This is a genomic window from Bacillus sp. TH19 (genome assembly GCF_016651075.1).
GTDB classification, from domain to species: Bacteria; Bacillota; Bacilli; order Bacillales; family Bacillaceae_G; genus Bacillus_A; species Bacillus_A mycoides.
The window spans coordinates 24,675-41,458 of sequence record NZ_JAEKEO010000008.1 but is presented as its reverse complement, the minus strand read 5'-3'; the positions used below and the strand labels follow the sequence as shown (position 1 = coordinate 41,458).

The window sequence follows — 16,784 nt, the reverse complement described above, 5'->3', positions numbered from 1 at the left end:
GAGGCAAATGTAATGAAGAATACGTATCAACTTCAAATTCCGAAAGAACTAGAGCAGTATCGTAGTATTTTAGAAGAAAGTGTGAAACCTTATATTAAAGCGTCTGGAACATTAGCAGAGACAACGCTTTTTGAGAGTAAATTTGGTGGTTATCCGTATTTACCTATAGATCAAGAGCATCCTAAAGATTCAAATGGACAACCTATGATGTTACTTGCGCAGCTAAACTTTGAAGAAATGCCGCATGTTGAATATATGCCTCAAAAGGGTATGCTACAGTTTTTCGTAAGTGCTGAAGATGAGCTTTACGGAGCAGATTTTGATCATCCAACAATCCAAAGAGACTTTCGAATTATTTATCATTCTACAATTATAGAAGATTTAAATAAGGTTATTACTGATTTTAGTTATTTAAACACTTCAGAATTAGAGGAATTTATCATACCTGAAGCAGCGAAATTAAAGTTTGAATTGGGTTATCAACCCGTAACATCAAGGGATTATCGATTTGAAAAGATGTTTAGTGAGGAAATTGATTGGGAAGAAATTGTTGATGAAAAAAATAATACAGAATTAGGCGAACTGTATGATGATTTATGTAAAGATCAAGGGCATAAAATTGGTGGTTATCCATTTTTCACACAGACAGATCCAAGGGAATGGGAAGAAAAATACCAGCAACATGATATATTATTGCTGCAAATCGATACAGATGATTCATTAAATATTATGTGGGGAGATTCTGGTGTTGCTAATTTCTTTATAAAGAAAGACGATTTATTAAATCTAGATTTTTCCAATGTTATTTACAATTGGGATTGTTACTAAAAATAGATAAATGGATTACTAGCTAGCAAAAGAAATCTTCCTGAAGGTGAGGAGGATTTTTTTACGTTAAAAATAAACGTTATGTTAACTAGAGTGAAGGATACAATGAAAGTCAAGCGTAAATAAAAGAAATAACAACAAAAATATAAAATAATAAAACATATGTAATTAGCAATAAATCTATAAAGCAAAACATAAAATGAAATTTATCATTTGTATAGAAAAATTTATTTCGCATAAAAAATTCCGTGCTAATCAAAATTATTTTTGACTCGTTAAACGATAATTAATCGATTAAGATTTGCTGTGATTAATTTATAGCAAAATAAACGATAAAAACTGTAGAAATTCATTTAGATAAGATTTTATGTGAATCTCATTAAAAATCCCTGTTTCGTCTCATTAAGTATAGTTTACTTGGATTTTGATACAGATAAACACTTACTTTATACAACTTCGTATAATATATATTATGTTAACTAGTAAAAAGTAACAAACTTATTATATGTTAGTCGCGGTTATTAGTCTCCCCTTTTTAATTGGGTTCATAATGTGTTGTAGATTGTGTGGTTATTTGTTTTTTAAAGTTATTTATGTTGTGTTATTGATAAGAATGTTTCTGTGTATAATTTATATTTTAGTTAATAAAAAAACGCAATTCATTTAAAGTGAACGAATTGCGTTGATATGATTAAGAATAAGTTTTTAAAATTAGTTTGCTACAGCAATTGCTTCGATTTCGATTAATAATTTATTGTTAATCAATTTGTTAACTTCTACAGCTGAACTTGCTGGTGGATTGTTTGTGTTGATGTATTGATCTCGAGTATCTCTAACAATGGCCATTTGAGAAATGTCCGTCAAGAAAAATGTTAATTTTACTACATCATTAAAATTTAAGTCTGAAGTTTTTAATGCGATTTTAATATTTTCAAATACTTGTCGTGTTTGTGTAGCTAAATCATCAATTCCAACTATTTGACCGTCAGTATTAATTGCTACTTGTCCTGATATGTAAATGGTTCGTTTAGCATTACTAACTTCGACTACATGTGAGTATCCAAAAGTTGCTGGCATTGTTTCTGGATTGATAAATTTCTTTTGCATGGCTCTTCTCTCCTTTTAATATCTTATTTTCTTCATGTAAGTTATTTCTTTTGAGTATCTGCTGCTTGCAAAGTATTCTTTTTAAAGGCTTTTCATTTTCTTTACATAATAAAATCAAATCTTCACTGATCGTGTTCGCGATTTCGTTAAGTATAGATAAATTTACGGCTGTAAACACTGGGATAACAGGTTGTGAATTTTTTATATAAGCCTAATTTTTCGTATAATACATTTGAATTTAAGTCTACTTGTCTATCTACTGCTACAAAATTTTCAACTAATTGCTTTTTCGTATAATTAATATCGATAATAGCATCGTGAAAATATGCTTCAAACGTTTCTTCATTCGCAGTTATTAAATTCAAAGTTGTATATCGAGTGTTTCCATAAAGACCAATTTGATATTCCCCTAAATCTAAATATGTATTAACATACATTCCAAAGGACTCTTTGTCTGTTTGTTCTTGTTCTAGAATCGCATAATAATATCTTTTATTGTTTCTCAAAGGCCGTTCTGTTTCTAAATAGTTTTCTTCAATGTTGATTATTTGTCCAAAATCTAATAACACACCACTATATAGTAAAAGACTATACGATTCTTTAGATAAATAATTAAATGTCTCGATTCTTTTAGACATAGCATCAATTTGATTAGAATATTTTTCAATTATGTTAAGTGTAGGTTTAATTAGAGGCTCACATAGGTTATACAGCTTTTCTCCTTCATTAGCTGTTATAACCATACATGTTGGATAGTAACTCCCTTCTGTCTTATTCAATAAACCTTCTAGTTCTAATGCGTGCATTTGTTTTTCGAATTCCTCGTTAGTCCAATTTAGCTTTGTTTTTATAGTATTTGATTCTATGCCCAGATGGAGCATTACAAGTAAATATTGAAGGTTTGTTCTGCTTATTTTTAAAGTTGGATAATTGTCAACTTATGAAATCATTTTTGTCTCATAAGTTGTTTTAAGTATTTTTCTCCGAAGTATAATTAGCAAGCATTTTAAAATCCCTTCTTTTTTAGTAATTTAATTGTAAAATCTATGTATTTACTATGTTCTATAAATAAAAATAAGTATCCTTTAATGATTTCAAATAAAAAACCTTAGTATAGCTATGTTAATACCTATACTAAGGTTATCTAGAATTCTATATTTAGTTATTGCTATTTAATAGTTTGTATTTAGACTTCTTTTTCTTTCTTCAAGCATTTATAGACTCTCCTTCCTGTGGATAATTAGTTACCTATCTGCTTCTATAACATATAAAGAAACATACGGTCTTTGTTGTTTATAAGAAAGAATTTACTTAAACAAAACAATTCACAAATACATAATATTAGTTTTAGCTGCTGCTAAATGAATTCTATTTTTTATATATAAATAATAAGTTTGAAGAATTTATGAAATGTACTGCATTTAAGATGAAAGGTAAAATGATTTCGTTTAAACTACAATTAGCTACAATAACAACATACGTATATTGTTAAACGTAAAAAGGAGAACTAATGAAAAAGAAATATAGGAATCAAATTCCGACTGATGTAAGTTTTAATCCGAAAGATATTATCGGTTTAATGACTGATTACTTTAAAATGAAAACAAAGCTACGTCCTGTAAAGAATTTACCTATTGTTTTATCGAATAAAAATAATGAATCTTTAGAGAGTGTGACATGGTTTGGGCACTCTGCTTCTCTTTTGAAAATAGAAGGTAAAAAATTGCTATTAGACCCTATGTTTGGAGATGCCTCTTCCCCATTTCCTGTGTTTAATAGTAAGCGGTATAGTGGTGCTTTTTCTTTAGAACATGATGAACTTCAAGAAATTGATGCGATTATCATTTCGCATAATCACTATGACCATTTAAATTACAAAAGTATTATGCAGTTAAAAGATCGCGCAAAGCACTTTTATGTTCCAACGGGAGTTGCGCAATATCTTATTAAATGGGGTATTTCACCTAGTAAAATTAGTGAGCATAATTGGTGGGATGAAATTACGTTTGATAATATTAAGTTAGTTTGCGCTCCTGCAAGGCATTTCTCTGGACGAAGTATGACAGATAGAGATTGTTCGTTATGGTGTTCATGGCTTATTCTTGGTCAAGAAACTAAAGTCTTCTTTAGTGGTGATAGCGGTTATGCTCCTCACTTTAAGGAAATTGGTGAGAATTATGGTCCATTCGATCTTACTTTAATGGAATGCGGGCAGTACGATACGAGATGGTCTGCTATTCATATGTTGCCAGAAGAAACAGTACAAGCTCATATTGACGTTAAAGGAGAATTGCTCGTTCCTATTCATTGGGGTGCTTTTACGTTAGCATTACATGAATGGAGTGATCCTATTGAACGTGTTACGAAAGAAGCAAATCGTTTAGGGTTAATATTGCAACGCCACAAATCGGTGAAGCTATTACCTTACAATCTAAAGATTATCCTACGGCTGCTTGGTGGCGAGAAGTGTAAGTATAATAAAAAGCGAACCAATTTAATATTGATGGTTCGCTTTTTATTCATTTATGACTCATCTATTAAAATTCTTTGTTTTATCTACTGGAATTGCATTTTTCATCTTTTCTGTTGTCCAATATCCTGTAGGGTCTTCCATATCGTTTGAATCTTGAATAACAGATGGGATATTGGGAGCTTTTTTCACTTGAGTAAGAGTATCTTTTTCGCTAGAGGCTGCCAATGCTAAGTAAATAATTAAAGGTATTATAATAGTAATACTAGTTATATATATCCAAAATAATTGATTTCCTTTTTTCATGAGCTCCTCCTTCTATTACATACTAATCTCCCCTAATTACTACTTTACTATGCTGGTCTGCTTAGCTAATTCTTTATTCTTATACTCTATTAATTTATGATTTGATAAAACGCAAGAGTGCTCTAATATTAATTCATTATAAAGTACTTCAGTTAAAAATTTAGGTATCATCTCTCCTACGCCGTAATTATAGTCACTTAGAATCCAAGATACCTCTTTCCAATCTAGAATTCCTTCTGAGACTTTTTTTGGAGTGTGATATGTAAATTCATTAAGTAGCTCTACTAAATAGACATAAATGCCACCAGAATATGAGGAATCCTCCCATTTAATAATGCCTTTAAATTGAATTTGATTTTGTTCCACATCTATATTTGTTTCTTCTTTTATTTCACGAATTGCATTTTCTAACGGTGTTTCTCCTTTTTCTATCTTCCCTCCTACGCCATTCCATAATCCTTTTACAGGATCATATTCTCTATTTAGCATAAGTATTTCTTCAGTTCTTTTTATAAAACATAAAGTGTGCTTGTACATAATTTAATTCCTTCCTTTGTTCTCAATAAGTTCTAACAGGTGATATTAAATATACTGCTGCAGATTGTTCACCTGCTTCAATTAATATCGGTCTCATGGAACCGCCAAAACTTAAAGTAACTCTATCTTCTTTTATTGCTTTTAAAGTATCGACCATATATCGTCCGTCGAAAGATATATTTAATTGCTTTTCACCGTGAATAGCATCTATTTGTTGTGTCTCGGATATTTTACCAATCTGAGAAGCATTAGAAGAGATTTGTATTGTGCATTCGTCGATGATTTCTAAGTTAACGTTGTTGTTTGCCCATTCATTAGCCAATAAACTTGACCGATCTACACCTTGTAAAATCTTTTTCTATCTATATTAATAATCGTTTGGGATTCATTTGGAATTAGGCCGGATATATTAGGATATTTCCCTTCAATTAGCCTTGAATACAACGTAATTGTACCGAATTTAAAAATAATGTGACTCTCTGAAAGATATATGTATACTAAATTTGAATTATTGTTCATTAATTTTAGTAGTTCACTAATAGTGGAACTTGGTACAATGCAATTTGCTTTCGCATGAGATGAAATTAATATTTCACGTAAAGCCAATCTATGTGAATCAGTCGCAGCGCAAATTAATTTATTATGCTCAAAAACGATATGTACGCCAGTAAGAACTGGTCTAGATTCATTTTTAGCAGTTGCAAAGACAGTTTGTTTGAATACCTCAATCAGCTGTTCCGTTTCTACTTGTATTTCTGTATGTGAGTCTAAAAATGGTACATTAGGAAATTCATTTGCCGAGAGTCCATTTAAGTTTAAAGTAATTTCATCTGATTGAATTGTAATCAACTGCTCATTCATACTTTTTATTAAAATCTCACTTGGCATTTTCTTAATAATTTCAATGAAATACTTTGCTGGTACAACAATACTCCCTGCTTTTAAAATAGTTGTAATTTGTTCGTCTTCAATTGAAATAGGTATAAATTTTTCAATGAAAATATTCGAATTACTTGCGATTAAAGTAATTCCAGATTGATCTGCTGTTATCTTTATTCCGGATAATATAGGAATTAAAGTTTTTGTTGAGATAGCTTTACTTACTTCTGAAAGAGCTTGTGTAAATTGTTTGTGATTAACGATAAACTCCATTTTTCCCCCGCCTTAAATGAAATACTATCTTTATGAAGATTGATGAATAATAGTTCCATTAAAAATATAAGGAACTGTTTCTTTCTTTTGTAAAAGGCTTTTTAAGTGTTCTGGTATACGTAAATAAGGTTCTGCTGAATCTAATTCCATCCAGGTAATCTCCTCAATCTCTTTTGGCCGTGATATACAGATTTCCCCTCCGATTATTTCTCCTAAAAAATTAAAGAAGATTGCATGATGTCCTCTCTCCTCAAAAAAGGCTTCACTAATGGAACAAACCCCTTTTACGGATATGTCTAGCCCTGTTTCTTCTTTCACTTCACGAATTGCTGCCTCTTCTAACGTTTCCCCGAATTTAACTGCTCCACCTGGTAAAGTGTAATAAGAACCATTTTTCCCTTTGTTTTTAACCATTAATAGCTTTTCATGAGTTTCATCATATAGAAGTGCGTATGTAACATTTACTTTTTTCATATGTAACCCCCTTGAATGGTAAAAATTTTCTGTCTTTATTTTATTCTATCATTAAATTGTTTGGATTCATAAAAAGTAATTTGAGTAAATAACTAATACGAAACGATATCGTGTTCATAGACACACAAAAGAAAAGAGCATATTTTGAAAAAGATTAATCATAATACACTCTTTAATGATTCATTTATAACCTTTTTTCTAAATAGTAATGATTATGCCCTTTAAGATGATCTTCACTTACTCCTATCACTTTATACCCATGCTTCTTATAAAAATTGGGGGCTTGGAAACTAAAAGTATCTAATTTGATTAGCCTACATTCTTTTTTAATTGCAAATTCTTCAATGAGTTCCATTAATTTGTTACCGTATCCTTCGTATCTATATTCTTCAGAAACCCATAGAAAGTCGATATGTAAATGATGCCAGAATGTTATTGCTGTTATTCCTCCTACTATTTCTTCTTTTTCGTTTTTCACTATAAAACTAACCTTTTCTGAAGGTGTTTTTTCTTCATTTGAAAGTTGTTTTTGGTTATATTCAATTACTTTTTCTCTTATGTAATCACTATCTTCTTGTACCCATTGCTTTACTATTTTCATTTTAACTAGCACGCTCCTTTATGTTATTTATTCAATTTAATAATCGGAATTTCCTATCTTCTTTAATGTTAGTTATGTAGTAAGTACAGGGACAAAATTAGATTTTTTGAATGGCATCCATTGTTTATACATTATGTTGTAATGAAAAAGAGCCCTAGCATAAGGACTCTTTCTTAGCATTAAGCTATTTTTCGATTTAACGATTTGATTTCCTTCTTCTTTTCTGCATTTGGAGGGCGGATTACTATAGAGATAACGAAAGATATAACACATAGAACACCGATTGTAATGAAGGTTGGCTGAAATCCGCCAAGTAGTGCTCCAATGAATGATCCTGCAAGTGCACCAAATCCGAAACCTTGGTAAACAATCCCGTAGTTTGTACTATGGTTTTTTAATCCGAAGAAGTCTCCGACAATTGCTGGGAAGATAGTGATGTTACCACCAAAGCAAAAGGCAACACTTGCTACACAAGCAAAATAAATTCCGTAATTTAGTGGAATAAAACTTAAAGTGAAGACGGACAATCCAATAATAATAAATGTAGCAGAGACGATTTTTAATCGACCTATTTTATCTGATAACGTTCCAAGAATAATTCTACCTATTGTATTAAAGATTGCGATCATTGCGACGGCATTTGCGGCAGTCGCTGCACTAAGACCAACGAGCTGCACCCCGATGTCTTTTACCATACCGATTAAATACAGTCCGCCCATACATGATGTGAATAACATGAAAAATAAGAGATATACTTGTTTCGTTTTCATCATTTCACGCGGCGTATAATCATTGTGTAATGTTTCAGTTGCAGTGTTACTTACAATTGCTTCACGTAAGAAGAATGATCCTATCAACACTAATAGTAAGACGATAATACCCCAATATAAAAATGCTTGTGATACTCCAAGACTGTTGATAAGATTTCCGTTTATATATCTAAAGATTAAGCTTCCCATTCCATATGCCGAAACAGATATACCAGAAATAAGTCCTTTACGGTTTGGAAACCATTTAATTAAATTAGATAGTGATGTAATATACGCTGTTCCATCAGCGTATCCAACGACAACACCGGCTAATAAATAAAGTAATGGTAATGAGGAAACTTGTGAACTAAGTATTAAACCGAGTCCTAAAACAATTCCTGCAGTAGCGATAAGTTTACGAAGTCCAAATTTTTGTTGTAGCTTTCCTGCAAATAGAGTTGAGAATGATAAAGAAAAACTCGTAATTGAGAACGTGATCGCGACTGAATTGAGGTTCCATCCAAACTTACTTACAAGGGGTTGATTAAATAAACTCCATGTGTAAATTGTTCCTAGGCCAATTTGAACAATGATTGTACCTAGAACAATTAGCAATGGATTTATAGATGTTTGTTTCATGCTAACTGTCCCCTTCTTTTATCATGACATGAATTTTCACAGTTAGTATATCCATGATAAATTGCAAGATACTGTACGGAAAATGGAAATTGAGTTAGCTTACACAAAAAGACACTTCATCAAGAAGTGCCTTTTTGTAGGTTATATACAGCATTTAAAGAAAGCTTTGTTAAGATAAGACATTTTCGAATGCTTATGTATATATGTTATCAAATAATTTGCTGAAAGTGATGAGACTTAAGACGTATTTTTCTTTCATAAATAAGTCGGAGAGAAAATTAATATTTAATTTCCTCAAAGTCTTTCGGCTGCGGTACAGTTTGCATATTAGCTGCATCTTTCGGATCGCTATAAATCGCGTTTTGTTCTGTGTTTACATCCTTTATATTTTGCTTTTTATTTTTATTCACTTCATTTTTCATTAAAGTTCACTCCTTTTTATTATAGGAGTAGTTATACCCTAACCATAGTATTTTTACTGCTACTAAATGTATCAGCGACTAAATTGCTAAATTCACGTAAATAATATAAATAATTATCCCCACCATAGTTGTATCTTTTATTGTACATTTTAGCAACGACGACATTATATTCTGGAATGACTAATATCGTTGGTCCTGTAATTCCTAATATTTGATAGGAACCTTTAGGAACTCGCTCACCAAGTTCGCTAAATAAAGAAGGTTCATTTTGAACGAACCAAAACAACCCGTTTTGAGGTAGTTCTTTATTTGTATACTCTGGACTTTGTAAGCTCGTAGCAAGTGCTATAACTTCTTTTGGCACAATTTGTTTACCATTTAAAAACCCTTTATTTAAATGCAGGTTACCCCAAAATGCAAATTCTCTCGCAGAGACAAAAAGATTTTTCTCGGAGCCGTCATCTACTGCACCAACACTACTTATTGCATCTTCATCTGGATTTACAACAACCTTAACTAAATTATCATCTTGTTTTATTCTCCATCCAGTTTCCTTGAAGTCAGCAGGTATGAATACACGCTCCTTTAATAGTTCAGGAAAACTTTTGTTATACAAGTGATAAATAAGCTGCGTCACCATTCTTACATTAATATCTCTGTACGCCCAAGCTTGTCCCGGCTCAAATTCACGAAAAGCTGTCCCATCATCGGTTTCATTTAAACCGTGTGAATGAGTTACTAAATGTCTTATCGTTGTCTTTCCAAGTAATGAAGGATCATATTCTTTAAAATAATTTACTGCCTCGTCATTAAGAGATTTTATTTTCCCCTCATAAACAGCATAAGCTACCATTAATCCTAAATAGCTTTTTCTTGCGGAAGCGACATTGAACTGTGAAGATATGGTTACTTTTTTACTAGTAGGAGTATTTGAATGAGTTCCACTATAATGCTCTAGTACAATCTTATTATCTTTAATAATACAAAGTGCTGCCGCAGAACTTTGATTGGTCTCTTTAATGTTTTCTACCCATGAAATTAATTTTTTATATTTGTACAAATAAATATCCCCCTAAAACATATAAAAATAACAGCATGAAAGAAAAGTTTCAATACATTATAACTTTGCATCTGCACTTTTCTTTCATGTGAAATATTATTGATCTATAGTACTTAAATAATCCACCAGTTCCAGCAATTAGAACAGCTGAAACAACCAACACAGCCTACACAACCTACGCAACCGCCGCAACGTCCGCCGCCACAACCACCACAGCGACCACCACAACCGCCACAACGTCCGCCGCCACCGCATCCGCCACAACGACGTGCATCGTCTTGAATGTAGTAATATGGATATTGATTTTGTTGCTGATCCCAATACACAACATTACCAGGTTGATATGCATTAAGGTTTAACGCTTGTAGTTCTTGTTGAAACTCATTCATTATGAAACCCTCCATTTACAAATGTAAATTCCGTCCAAATTTCCGAGTTTATTTACTTTTAAAAATAAAGTAGAAATAAGGCTATAGACTAAATGCGTACATCAACAAAATATGACTTTACACTAGGTGATGTACCTTGTTTATGAGCCTATTTTCTTTATATTCTTTTAGTGGACGGAATTAATATAAATAGAGACAATTAAAAGTTACTAATCCAGCAAGTTAATAGTTCATCACTTAATTTTCTTTCTAGTAATTCTTTTACTGAAGGTGTCGGCATTATTGTATAGGAATTTATATTTTCTTTATTAAAATCAATCCAGTGAAATGCTAAATGGGACTCTTTAGATATTGGAGTGAAATCGGATTTTAACTCATTTGAATCTATTTCAAAAATGTGGTTAATTTCATGGTGGAGGGTTTCTTTGGCTTGCCATTGATTTTCTATGACGCCTAAAAATTGTTTTATATTGCAAGTTACTCCAAGTTCTTCTCGTAACTCTCTTATTAGTGCATTCTCTGCTGATTCCCCAATTTCAACATGGCCACCGGGTAAAAAATAGTGATGGCCTATGTATTCAGCGACTAGTAGTTTTTCATCTTTTATCATGATAGCTCGTACAATATGATGGAATTTACTTTTCATTTTGTATTCCTCCTAATCATTCACTTTATACTTGCTCGAAAATTTTCATTTAAAAGCGGGATAATATAAATCATAGGTGTTTCATATGGGTGAATTTCATTGATAATTGCAAGAGTACCTTTTACAAGTTCTCGTTTATACGTTAATTAAAACTAATAATTTTGATAAATGATTCTAAAAAAGAGTATGTTTATGAAGAAAATTATCAAAACATACTCTTAATATTTTTAGTTGATTCATTCTTTTACAATAAGGTTTGATTAGCCCTATTCTTTGCGGCCTCAAAATCGAATCCGTAGCTAAAGCATGCAATCACTACTATTCCCTAAGCAAATCTATTCTCTACTTCAAATTTACCTGCCTGTACAAATTTTAGACTCTTAACGAACCACGAAAGCCTCTTGCGGCATAGTAAGATTCTGCCCCATTGTGATACACAAAGACGTGTCCAAAGCGATAATCGCAAAAAAGGGCACCGCCAAGTTCTCTAATATCAGAAGGTGTTTCCACCCAACTCGACGTCTTCATATCGAAATTTTCAAGATTATGTAATGTACGATATTCTTCTTCCGTTAATAGTTCAATACCCATGGCAGTTGCCATATCAATAGCGTTATTTTCTGGTTTATGTTTCTTTCTTGATTCTAGCGCTTCAAGATCGTAACAAACACTTCTACGACCTTTAGGACTTTCTGCTGAACAATCATAAAAAATATATTCGCCTTTTTCTTTATCAAAATCAACAACATCAGGTTCGCCACCAGTTCGTTCCATTTCGTTGAGCGACCACAACTTTTCAGTATTAGCATCCAGCCTTTCTTGAACATTAGCCCATTCTAAACCTTTATGACGGTTCATATTATTCTCAAAACGATCTTTCAATGTTTGTAGTAATTCTTCACGTTGCTCTAGTGACAACTCTTTTTTATTGCTTTCTTTCATATTAGTTCCTCCATTGATGTTTTTATTAATGATAGTTTAAGTATATATAAATACTGTTTTATAATAAAATGTTTAAATAATTGCGTGAATTGAGTTTGCGATAATTTATATGAATTAGTACAACCAATTCTCCGCGATATGACCCTTTAACGGAACAACTTATTGTTTCAAAACAGTATATCTTTATTTCAATAACAATAAGCGATATACTTCCTCACCGTCATATACATTTCCTAATGGTTTAAAATCATAACATTCATATAGTTTCTTTGCAGAAATATTATCTTTATGGACAGTTAATCTAATTTCCTCACACTCTTTAAAGTTATTTTTTATTAAGTTAATGATTTCCTGTAATGCTGCTTTTCCATATCCTTTTCCTTGCTCTTTTTCATCAATGATAAATCCGTTAATCCAATACATATCTGTTGACTCTCGCACAAAAGCATGCATAATAAAACCAACTATAAGGTCACCATCATATATAGCGAATGGAATATATTCGACATTTTCACCATCTGGTTTTATGTATACTTTAGCAAGTGATACTGCCACTGCCGGAACAAAGTGTATTTGGTTTTCTTTAACTTGTAACTTTAATGCGTCTTCCCAATTTTCTCTCGTAACAATTTTTAATTGGACGTTCACTATTTTAAGCTCCTTTAAAAAGAGAATTTATCTTTTATATTCAACGGAGTGAAATGATTCCCTTTTTCGACATCAACTTATAACATGATTTTCATAAAATCCTGAATAAATTTTTCCTCATCTAATTGTAACGCTATACGCGCCCCTTCAGATTTAGAGTGTGGGCGAAAATCAGCAAAAGTTTGTCCCTTCGTTTCGCCACATATATCCACAGTCACTTTTCGGGATGTATAATTTAAAAATGTAGGATTCACTAAACCGCTTATAGCAAGTACATCGTGTAATAATGGCCCTTCAATAGATGGATTGAGTTTTTGGTATGCTGATAAATAATAATCGTACAGGGGTTTCATAATCGACTTAAATGGATTTTGTGTATTAACTAAAATATAAGTAAATACACTAGGGGTTAAAACCGTTTTATTTGTTACATTTAAAGGGAATAACGTTATATTTTTCGCTTGCTGAAATACAATTTGACTTGCTATAGGATCTCCGTACACGTTTGCCTCTGCTAATGGAGTAACATTCCCTGCTTCTAAAAAGACACCACCCATAAAATAAATTCCTTTTATATTTAACATCAAGTCGTTCCATAAATTAAAAGCAATCGCTAACGAAGTAGATCTTCCTACATCGACAATTGTTAAATCTTCTCCATACTTTACAAGAATCGCAGCAATACTACCAAAATTGTATATAGGAATAGACAACACACTTTCAGGTACATGGATGGGCCCTAATCCTTCTGGTCCATGAATTTCAGGGTAATACGTTGTAATTTCATTTGTAAGTGGGCCTGTTGCACCGCTAATTACAGGAATATCTTGTCTGTTTGCTAACTGTAAAATATATGCGGCATTATGAGCGGCATGTATATGTTCAACATTTCCATATCCAGTTACGATACCAACGATTTCAATTTCAGGATGCAGTAAGCCATACATAATTGCAAACGAATCATCAATACCTGGGTCTCCAAAAAATAAAACCTTCTCCAAGAAATGCACTCCTTTCATAGGTAAGATAATTATGTATATGTGGAAATAATTTAAATCTATACAGTTCTAAGCAAATATTAATGGTGAGTAATGTATTGATAAAAAAGAACTAGCATTATGCTAGTTCTTTTGCAGATAAATAATCTACCAGTTTAATTAAATCTCGTACAAATATTGGACTAGCTGATTTTAATATAGATTTTTTTCACTATATTTATAGAATGGAAAGCCTGTTATTAATCCGAAATTTTGCATTTAAATTGCAAATACTCGCAGGGATGTCTTACCATACTTTTTCACTCTCAATTTGCTTATAATTATCTTTATTAAATGTTAAATGAGCAATCACAACTCCAAGTATAGTAATTCCCCCTCCAATTATCGAAACAAAGGTTGGCACCTCACCTAACCATATCCAAGCGATAAAACATGCAGTTACTGGTGTTAAATATAGAGAACTTGTTGCCTCAGAAGCACTGGCATGGGATGTAATATACGCTAATGCAATATACGGCAGTACTGTTGGGAACAAACCTAAATATATAACACTCAAAGTAATTTCTATAGGAGCTGTTACGATTTCTTGATAAATCCCTGGCAAAAAAATAAGCATACATACAGTGCCAGACCAAATTGTATATATTGTAAATGGCAAGAAACCGTACTTTTTTAAGTATGGCCTTTGAAAAATGAAAAATAGACTTTCTGAAATTGCAGCTAATAATATTAGTAATCCCCCACTATTCAATTGAATGGAATCTCCTTGACTTAACGATAAAAAAGCAATTCCTACTAAACTAATTACACCACCGATCCAACCATTTAATTTCATTTTTTCATTCAAAAAAACAGAAGCAAGAATTGCCGTTAATATAGGTGTTACTGATACAATTAAACTAGCAGGTCCAGCATTCACACTCTTTTCACCGTAGTTCAGTGCAATATGATAAATTGTAAATCCAAGAGCACCAAATATAAAAATCACTGGAATATCCTTCAAATCAGGTAAACGTAATTTGTATATAAGCGAAAACAGAAAAAGAATCAAAGAAGCGATTAATAATCGTAGCAAAGTAAGGTGTTCAGGGGTGTAAGCTTCAAGCCCCATCCGAATTCCTGGAAAAGCTGTTCCCCATATAAGAATCGTAAAAGCGTGAGCACATACAATACGAAAATCCCATTTTTTATTATGCATATTTTCTCTCCCTCTCCAATAAACCAGCCATTTTCTAATTACCAATTATTTCTTTTCATCATATTTAATAGTTGATACAATGTCTTCAACCAGTTAATCCTCGAAAAAAACCAACCACTTTGCATTTTTAAAATGAATGAGGGAGTTTTTAATATGTCTACTGATAAAAAACTGCCTAAATATCGGCAGATAATAGACTATATGAAAGAAAAAATTGAATACGGAGAATGGCCGATTGGAAGTAAGGTTCCTAGCCAGCGGCAGTTAGCGAAATTATTTCATGTAAATCGTAGTACTGTAATAACCGCACTAGAAGAACTTATGGCAGATGGCTTAATTCAAGGGAAAATCGGGTCAGGAACAATTGTAACGAATAATACATGGTCATTATTAGCCACCAATCCCCCGCCCGATTGGAGTGAATATGTAAAGGCTGGTATTCATAAACCAAGCAAGTTAATGGTACGGGAAATAAATGAAGCAGAAGCAAATAAAAAATTGATTCATCTTAGTAAAGGTGAACTTGCACCTCATCTTTTCCCGTTAGAAACTATGCAATTCATTATGCGTAACGTATGTGAGGAACTAGATTATTTCGGATATGAAGAACAAAAAGGATATCTCCCTTTACGTGAAGCAATAAGTAATTATGTAAAATCATTTGGAATAAATACATCACCAAGCTCTATATTAATAGTCTCTGGTGCATTACAGGCATTACAATTAATATCAATCGGTCTTTTACATAGAGAGTCAACTGTTTTACTTGAACGACCTTCTTACTTATATTCTCTTCACGTATTTCAATCGGCGAATATTCACCTTTCTGGAATACAGATGGATCAACATGGAATTATCCCTAATGATTTGTTAAGAAAAATTAATTATAGTCAAAAGAAAAATATTTTATATTCGATTCCTTGTTTTCAAAATCCGACGGGTGTATTAATGTCCAAGGATCGACGAAAAGAAATACTAAGAATATGCGAAAAAGAACAATTGCCTATCATTGAAGATGATATTTACCGTGAGTTATGGATGGATGAACTACCGCCCCCTCCTTTAAAGTCGATGGATAAATATGGACATGTTTTATATATCGGTAGTCTATCTAAAACACTTAGCCCAGGACTTAGGATTGGTTGGATTATCGGACCAGAGCCTGTTATTGAGAGATTATCAGACATAAAAATGCAAACTGACTATGGATCAAGTTCTTTATCTCAAAGAGTTGCTGCAGAATGGTTAAGTAAAGGGTTTTATGAGGATCACGTAGCGAACGTAAGGATTCACCTAAAAAAACGAAGACGAATAATGATACAAGCACTAAATACGTACTGCGCTGACATTACTACATGGGATATTCCTAGTGGTGGATTTTTTATATGGCTAAGGGTAGTGCCTAACATTTCGATGAAAAAACTATTTTCAGAGGCTCAATCAAAGGGAGTTCTTTTTAACCCGGGACGTATTTATGAAGAAGAATCAGATCAGTTTATACGTTTATCTTATGGGTATTCTTCCCCTGAACAAATTACTCAAGGTATTATTATATTAAGTAATTTGATTCGTAAGTTAATGGCATAATAAAAAAATCCTCTTTTTATAAAGAGGATTT

At 32.2% G+C, this 16,784-nt stretch carries 16 protein-coding genes and 3 pseudogenes; 3 read left to right on the top strand and 16 right to left on the bottom strand.

Features of this window, described 5'->3' with window-relative positions:
* Positions 1–12: 12 nt before the first annotated feature.
* Complete coding sequence (locus tag JFU54_RS17380) at positions 13–828, top strand: YwqG family protein (RefSeq protein ID WP_201065680.1); 816 nt, start codon at positions 13–15, stop codon at positions 826–828.
* A 711-nt stretch (positions 829–1,539) separates the two neighbouring features.
* On the opposite strand, the gene JFU54_RS17375 is transcribed toward JFU54_RS17380, so the two are convergent.
* Both JFU54_RS17375 and JFU54_RS17370 read right to left on the bottom strand, forming a co-directional pair.
* On the bottom strand, positions 1,540–1,935 hold the full coding sequence (locus tag JFU54_RS17375; protein ID WP_201065678.1) for a RidA family protein: 396 nt from the start codon (positions 1,933–1,935) through the stop codon (positions 1,540–1,542).
* Between the two features lie 15 nt (positions 1,936–1,950).
* A pseudogene (locus tag JFU54_RS17370) lies at positions 1,951–2,940 on the bottom strand (hypothetical protein).
* A gap of 505 nt (positions 2,941–3,445) precedes the next feature.
* Here JFU54_RS17370 and JFU54_RS17365 point away from each other — a divergent pair.
* A pseudogene (locus tag JFU54_RS17365) lies at positions 3,446–4,407 on the top strand (MBL fold metallo-hydrolase).
* A 58-nt stretch (positions 4,408–4,465) separates the two neighbouring features.
* On the opposite strand, the gene JFU54_RS17360 reads toward JFU54_RS17365, so the two are convergent.
* From JFU54_RS17360 to JFU54_RS17295, 14 genes and pseudogenes are all read right to left on the bottom strand, one after another.
* On the bottom strand, positions 4,466–4,711 hold the full coding sequence (locus JFU54_RS17360) for a hypothetical protein (protein WP_201065676.1): 246 nt from the start codon (positions 4,709–4,711) through the stop codon (positions 4,466–4,468).
* A gap of 39 nt (positions 4,712–4,750) precedes the next feature.
* A complete protein-coding gene (locus tag JFU54_RS17355; protein WP_201065674.1) occupies positions 4,751–5,248 on the bottom strand; it encodes an NUDIX hydrolase in 498 nt (165 codons plus the stop codon).
* Between the two features lie 22 nt (positions 5,249–5,270).
* A pseudogene (gene dnaN, locus JFU54_RS17350) lies at positions 5,271–6,400 on the bottom strand (DNA polymerase III subunit beta).
* 30 nt (positions 6,401–6,430) lie between these two features.
* The gene (locus tag JFU54_RS17345; RefSeq protein WP_002147574.1) at positions 6,431–6,874 is read right to left on the bottom strand and encodes an NUDIX hydrolase; all 444 of its coding nucleotides are present in this window, start codon (positions 6,872–6,874) and stop codon (positions 6,431–6,433) included.
* A gap of 184 nt (positions 6,875–7,058) precedes the next feature.
* Complete coding sequence (locus JFU54_RS17340; protein ID WP_201065672.1) at positions 7,059–7,475, bottom strand: GNAT family N-acetyltransferase; 417 nt, start codon at positions 7,473–7,475, stop codon at positions 7,059–7,061.
* Between the two features lie 179 nt (positions 7,476–7,654).
* The gene (locus tag JFU54_RS17335) at positions 7,655–8,863 is read right to left on the bottom strand and encodes an L-lactate MFS transporter (RefSeq protein ID WP_002032385.1); all 1,209 of its coding nucleotides are present in this window, start codon (positions 8,861–8,863) and stop codon (positions 7,655–7,657) included.
* A 278-nt stretch (positions 8,864–9,141) separates the two neighbouring features.
* Positions 9,142–9,285 carry a hypothetical protein gene (locus JFU54_RS17330; protein WP_201065670.1) on the bottom strand — a complete coding sequence of 48 codons (144 nt, stop codon included), beginning with the start codon at positions 9,283–9,285 and terminating at the stop codon, positions 9,142–9,144.
* Between the two features lie 31 nt (positions 9,286–9,316).
* Positions 9,317–10,345, bottom strand: coding sequence for a serine hydrolase domain-containing protein (locus tag JFU54_RS17325; protein WP_201065668.1), 1,029 nt, complete (start codon positions 10,343–10,345; stop codon positions 9,317–9,319).
* 113 nt (positions 10,346–10,458) lie between these two features.
* Positions 10,459–10,734 carry a heterocycloanthracin/sonorensin family bacteriocin gene (locus tag JFU54_RS17320; RefSeq protein WP_002032388.1) on the bottom strand — a complete coding sequence of 92 codons (276 nt, stop codon included), beginning with the start codon at positions 10,732–10,734 and terminating at the stop codon, positions 10,459–10,461.
* A gap of 199 nt (positions 10,735–10,933) precedes the next feature.
* Positions 10,934–11,380, bottom strand: a complete 447-nt coding sequence (locus tag JFU54_RS17315) for an NUDIX domain-containing protein (RefSeq protein ID WP_088039474.1) — start codon at positions 11,378–11,380, stop codon at positions 10,934–10,936.
* Positions 11,381–11,752: 372 nt separating this feature from the next.
* Positions 11,753–12,322: a DUF4256 domain-containing protein gene (locus tag JFU54_RS17310; RefSeq protein WP_012261004.1), complete on the bottom strand. Its 570-nt coding sequence runs from the start codon at positions 12,320–12,322 to the stop codon at positions 11,753–11,755.
* A gap of 183 nt (positions 12,323–12,505) precedes the next feature.
* Positions 12,506–12,970 (bottom strand): GNAT family N-acetyltransferase, encoded by a 465-nt coding sequence (locus JFU54_RS17305; protein ID WP_002032392.1) that lies wholly within the window; start codon positions 12,968–12,970, stop codon positions 12,506–12,508.
* Between the two features lie 77 nt (positions 12,971–13,047).
* A complete protein-coding gene (locus tag JFU54_RS17300; RefSeq protein ID WP_113734968.1) occupies positions 13,048–13,971 on the bottom strand; it encodes a nucleoside hydrolase in 924 nt (307 codons plus the stop codon).
* Positions 13,972–14,254: 283 nt separating this feature from the next.
* Positions 14,255–15,166 (bottom strand): DMT family transporter, encoded by a 912-nt coding sequence (locus tag JFU54_RS17295; RefSeq protein WP_201065666.1) that lies wholly within the window; start codon positions 15,164–15,166, stop codon positions 14,255–14,257.
* 153 nt (positions 15,167–15,319) lie between these two features.
* Here JFU54_RS17295 and pdxR point away from each other — a divergent pair, with 153 nt between their 5' ends.
* The gene (pdxR, locus tag JFU54_RS17290) at positions 15,320–16,753 is read left to right on the top strand and encodes a MocR-like pyridoxine biosynthesis transcription factor PdxR (RefSeq protein ID WP_088039477.1); all 1,434 of its coding nucleotides are present in this window, start codon (positions 15,320–15,322) and stop codon (positions 16,751–16,753) included.
* Positions 16,754–16,784 lie beyond the last annotated feature (31 nt).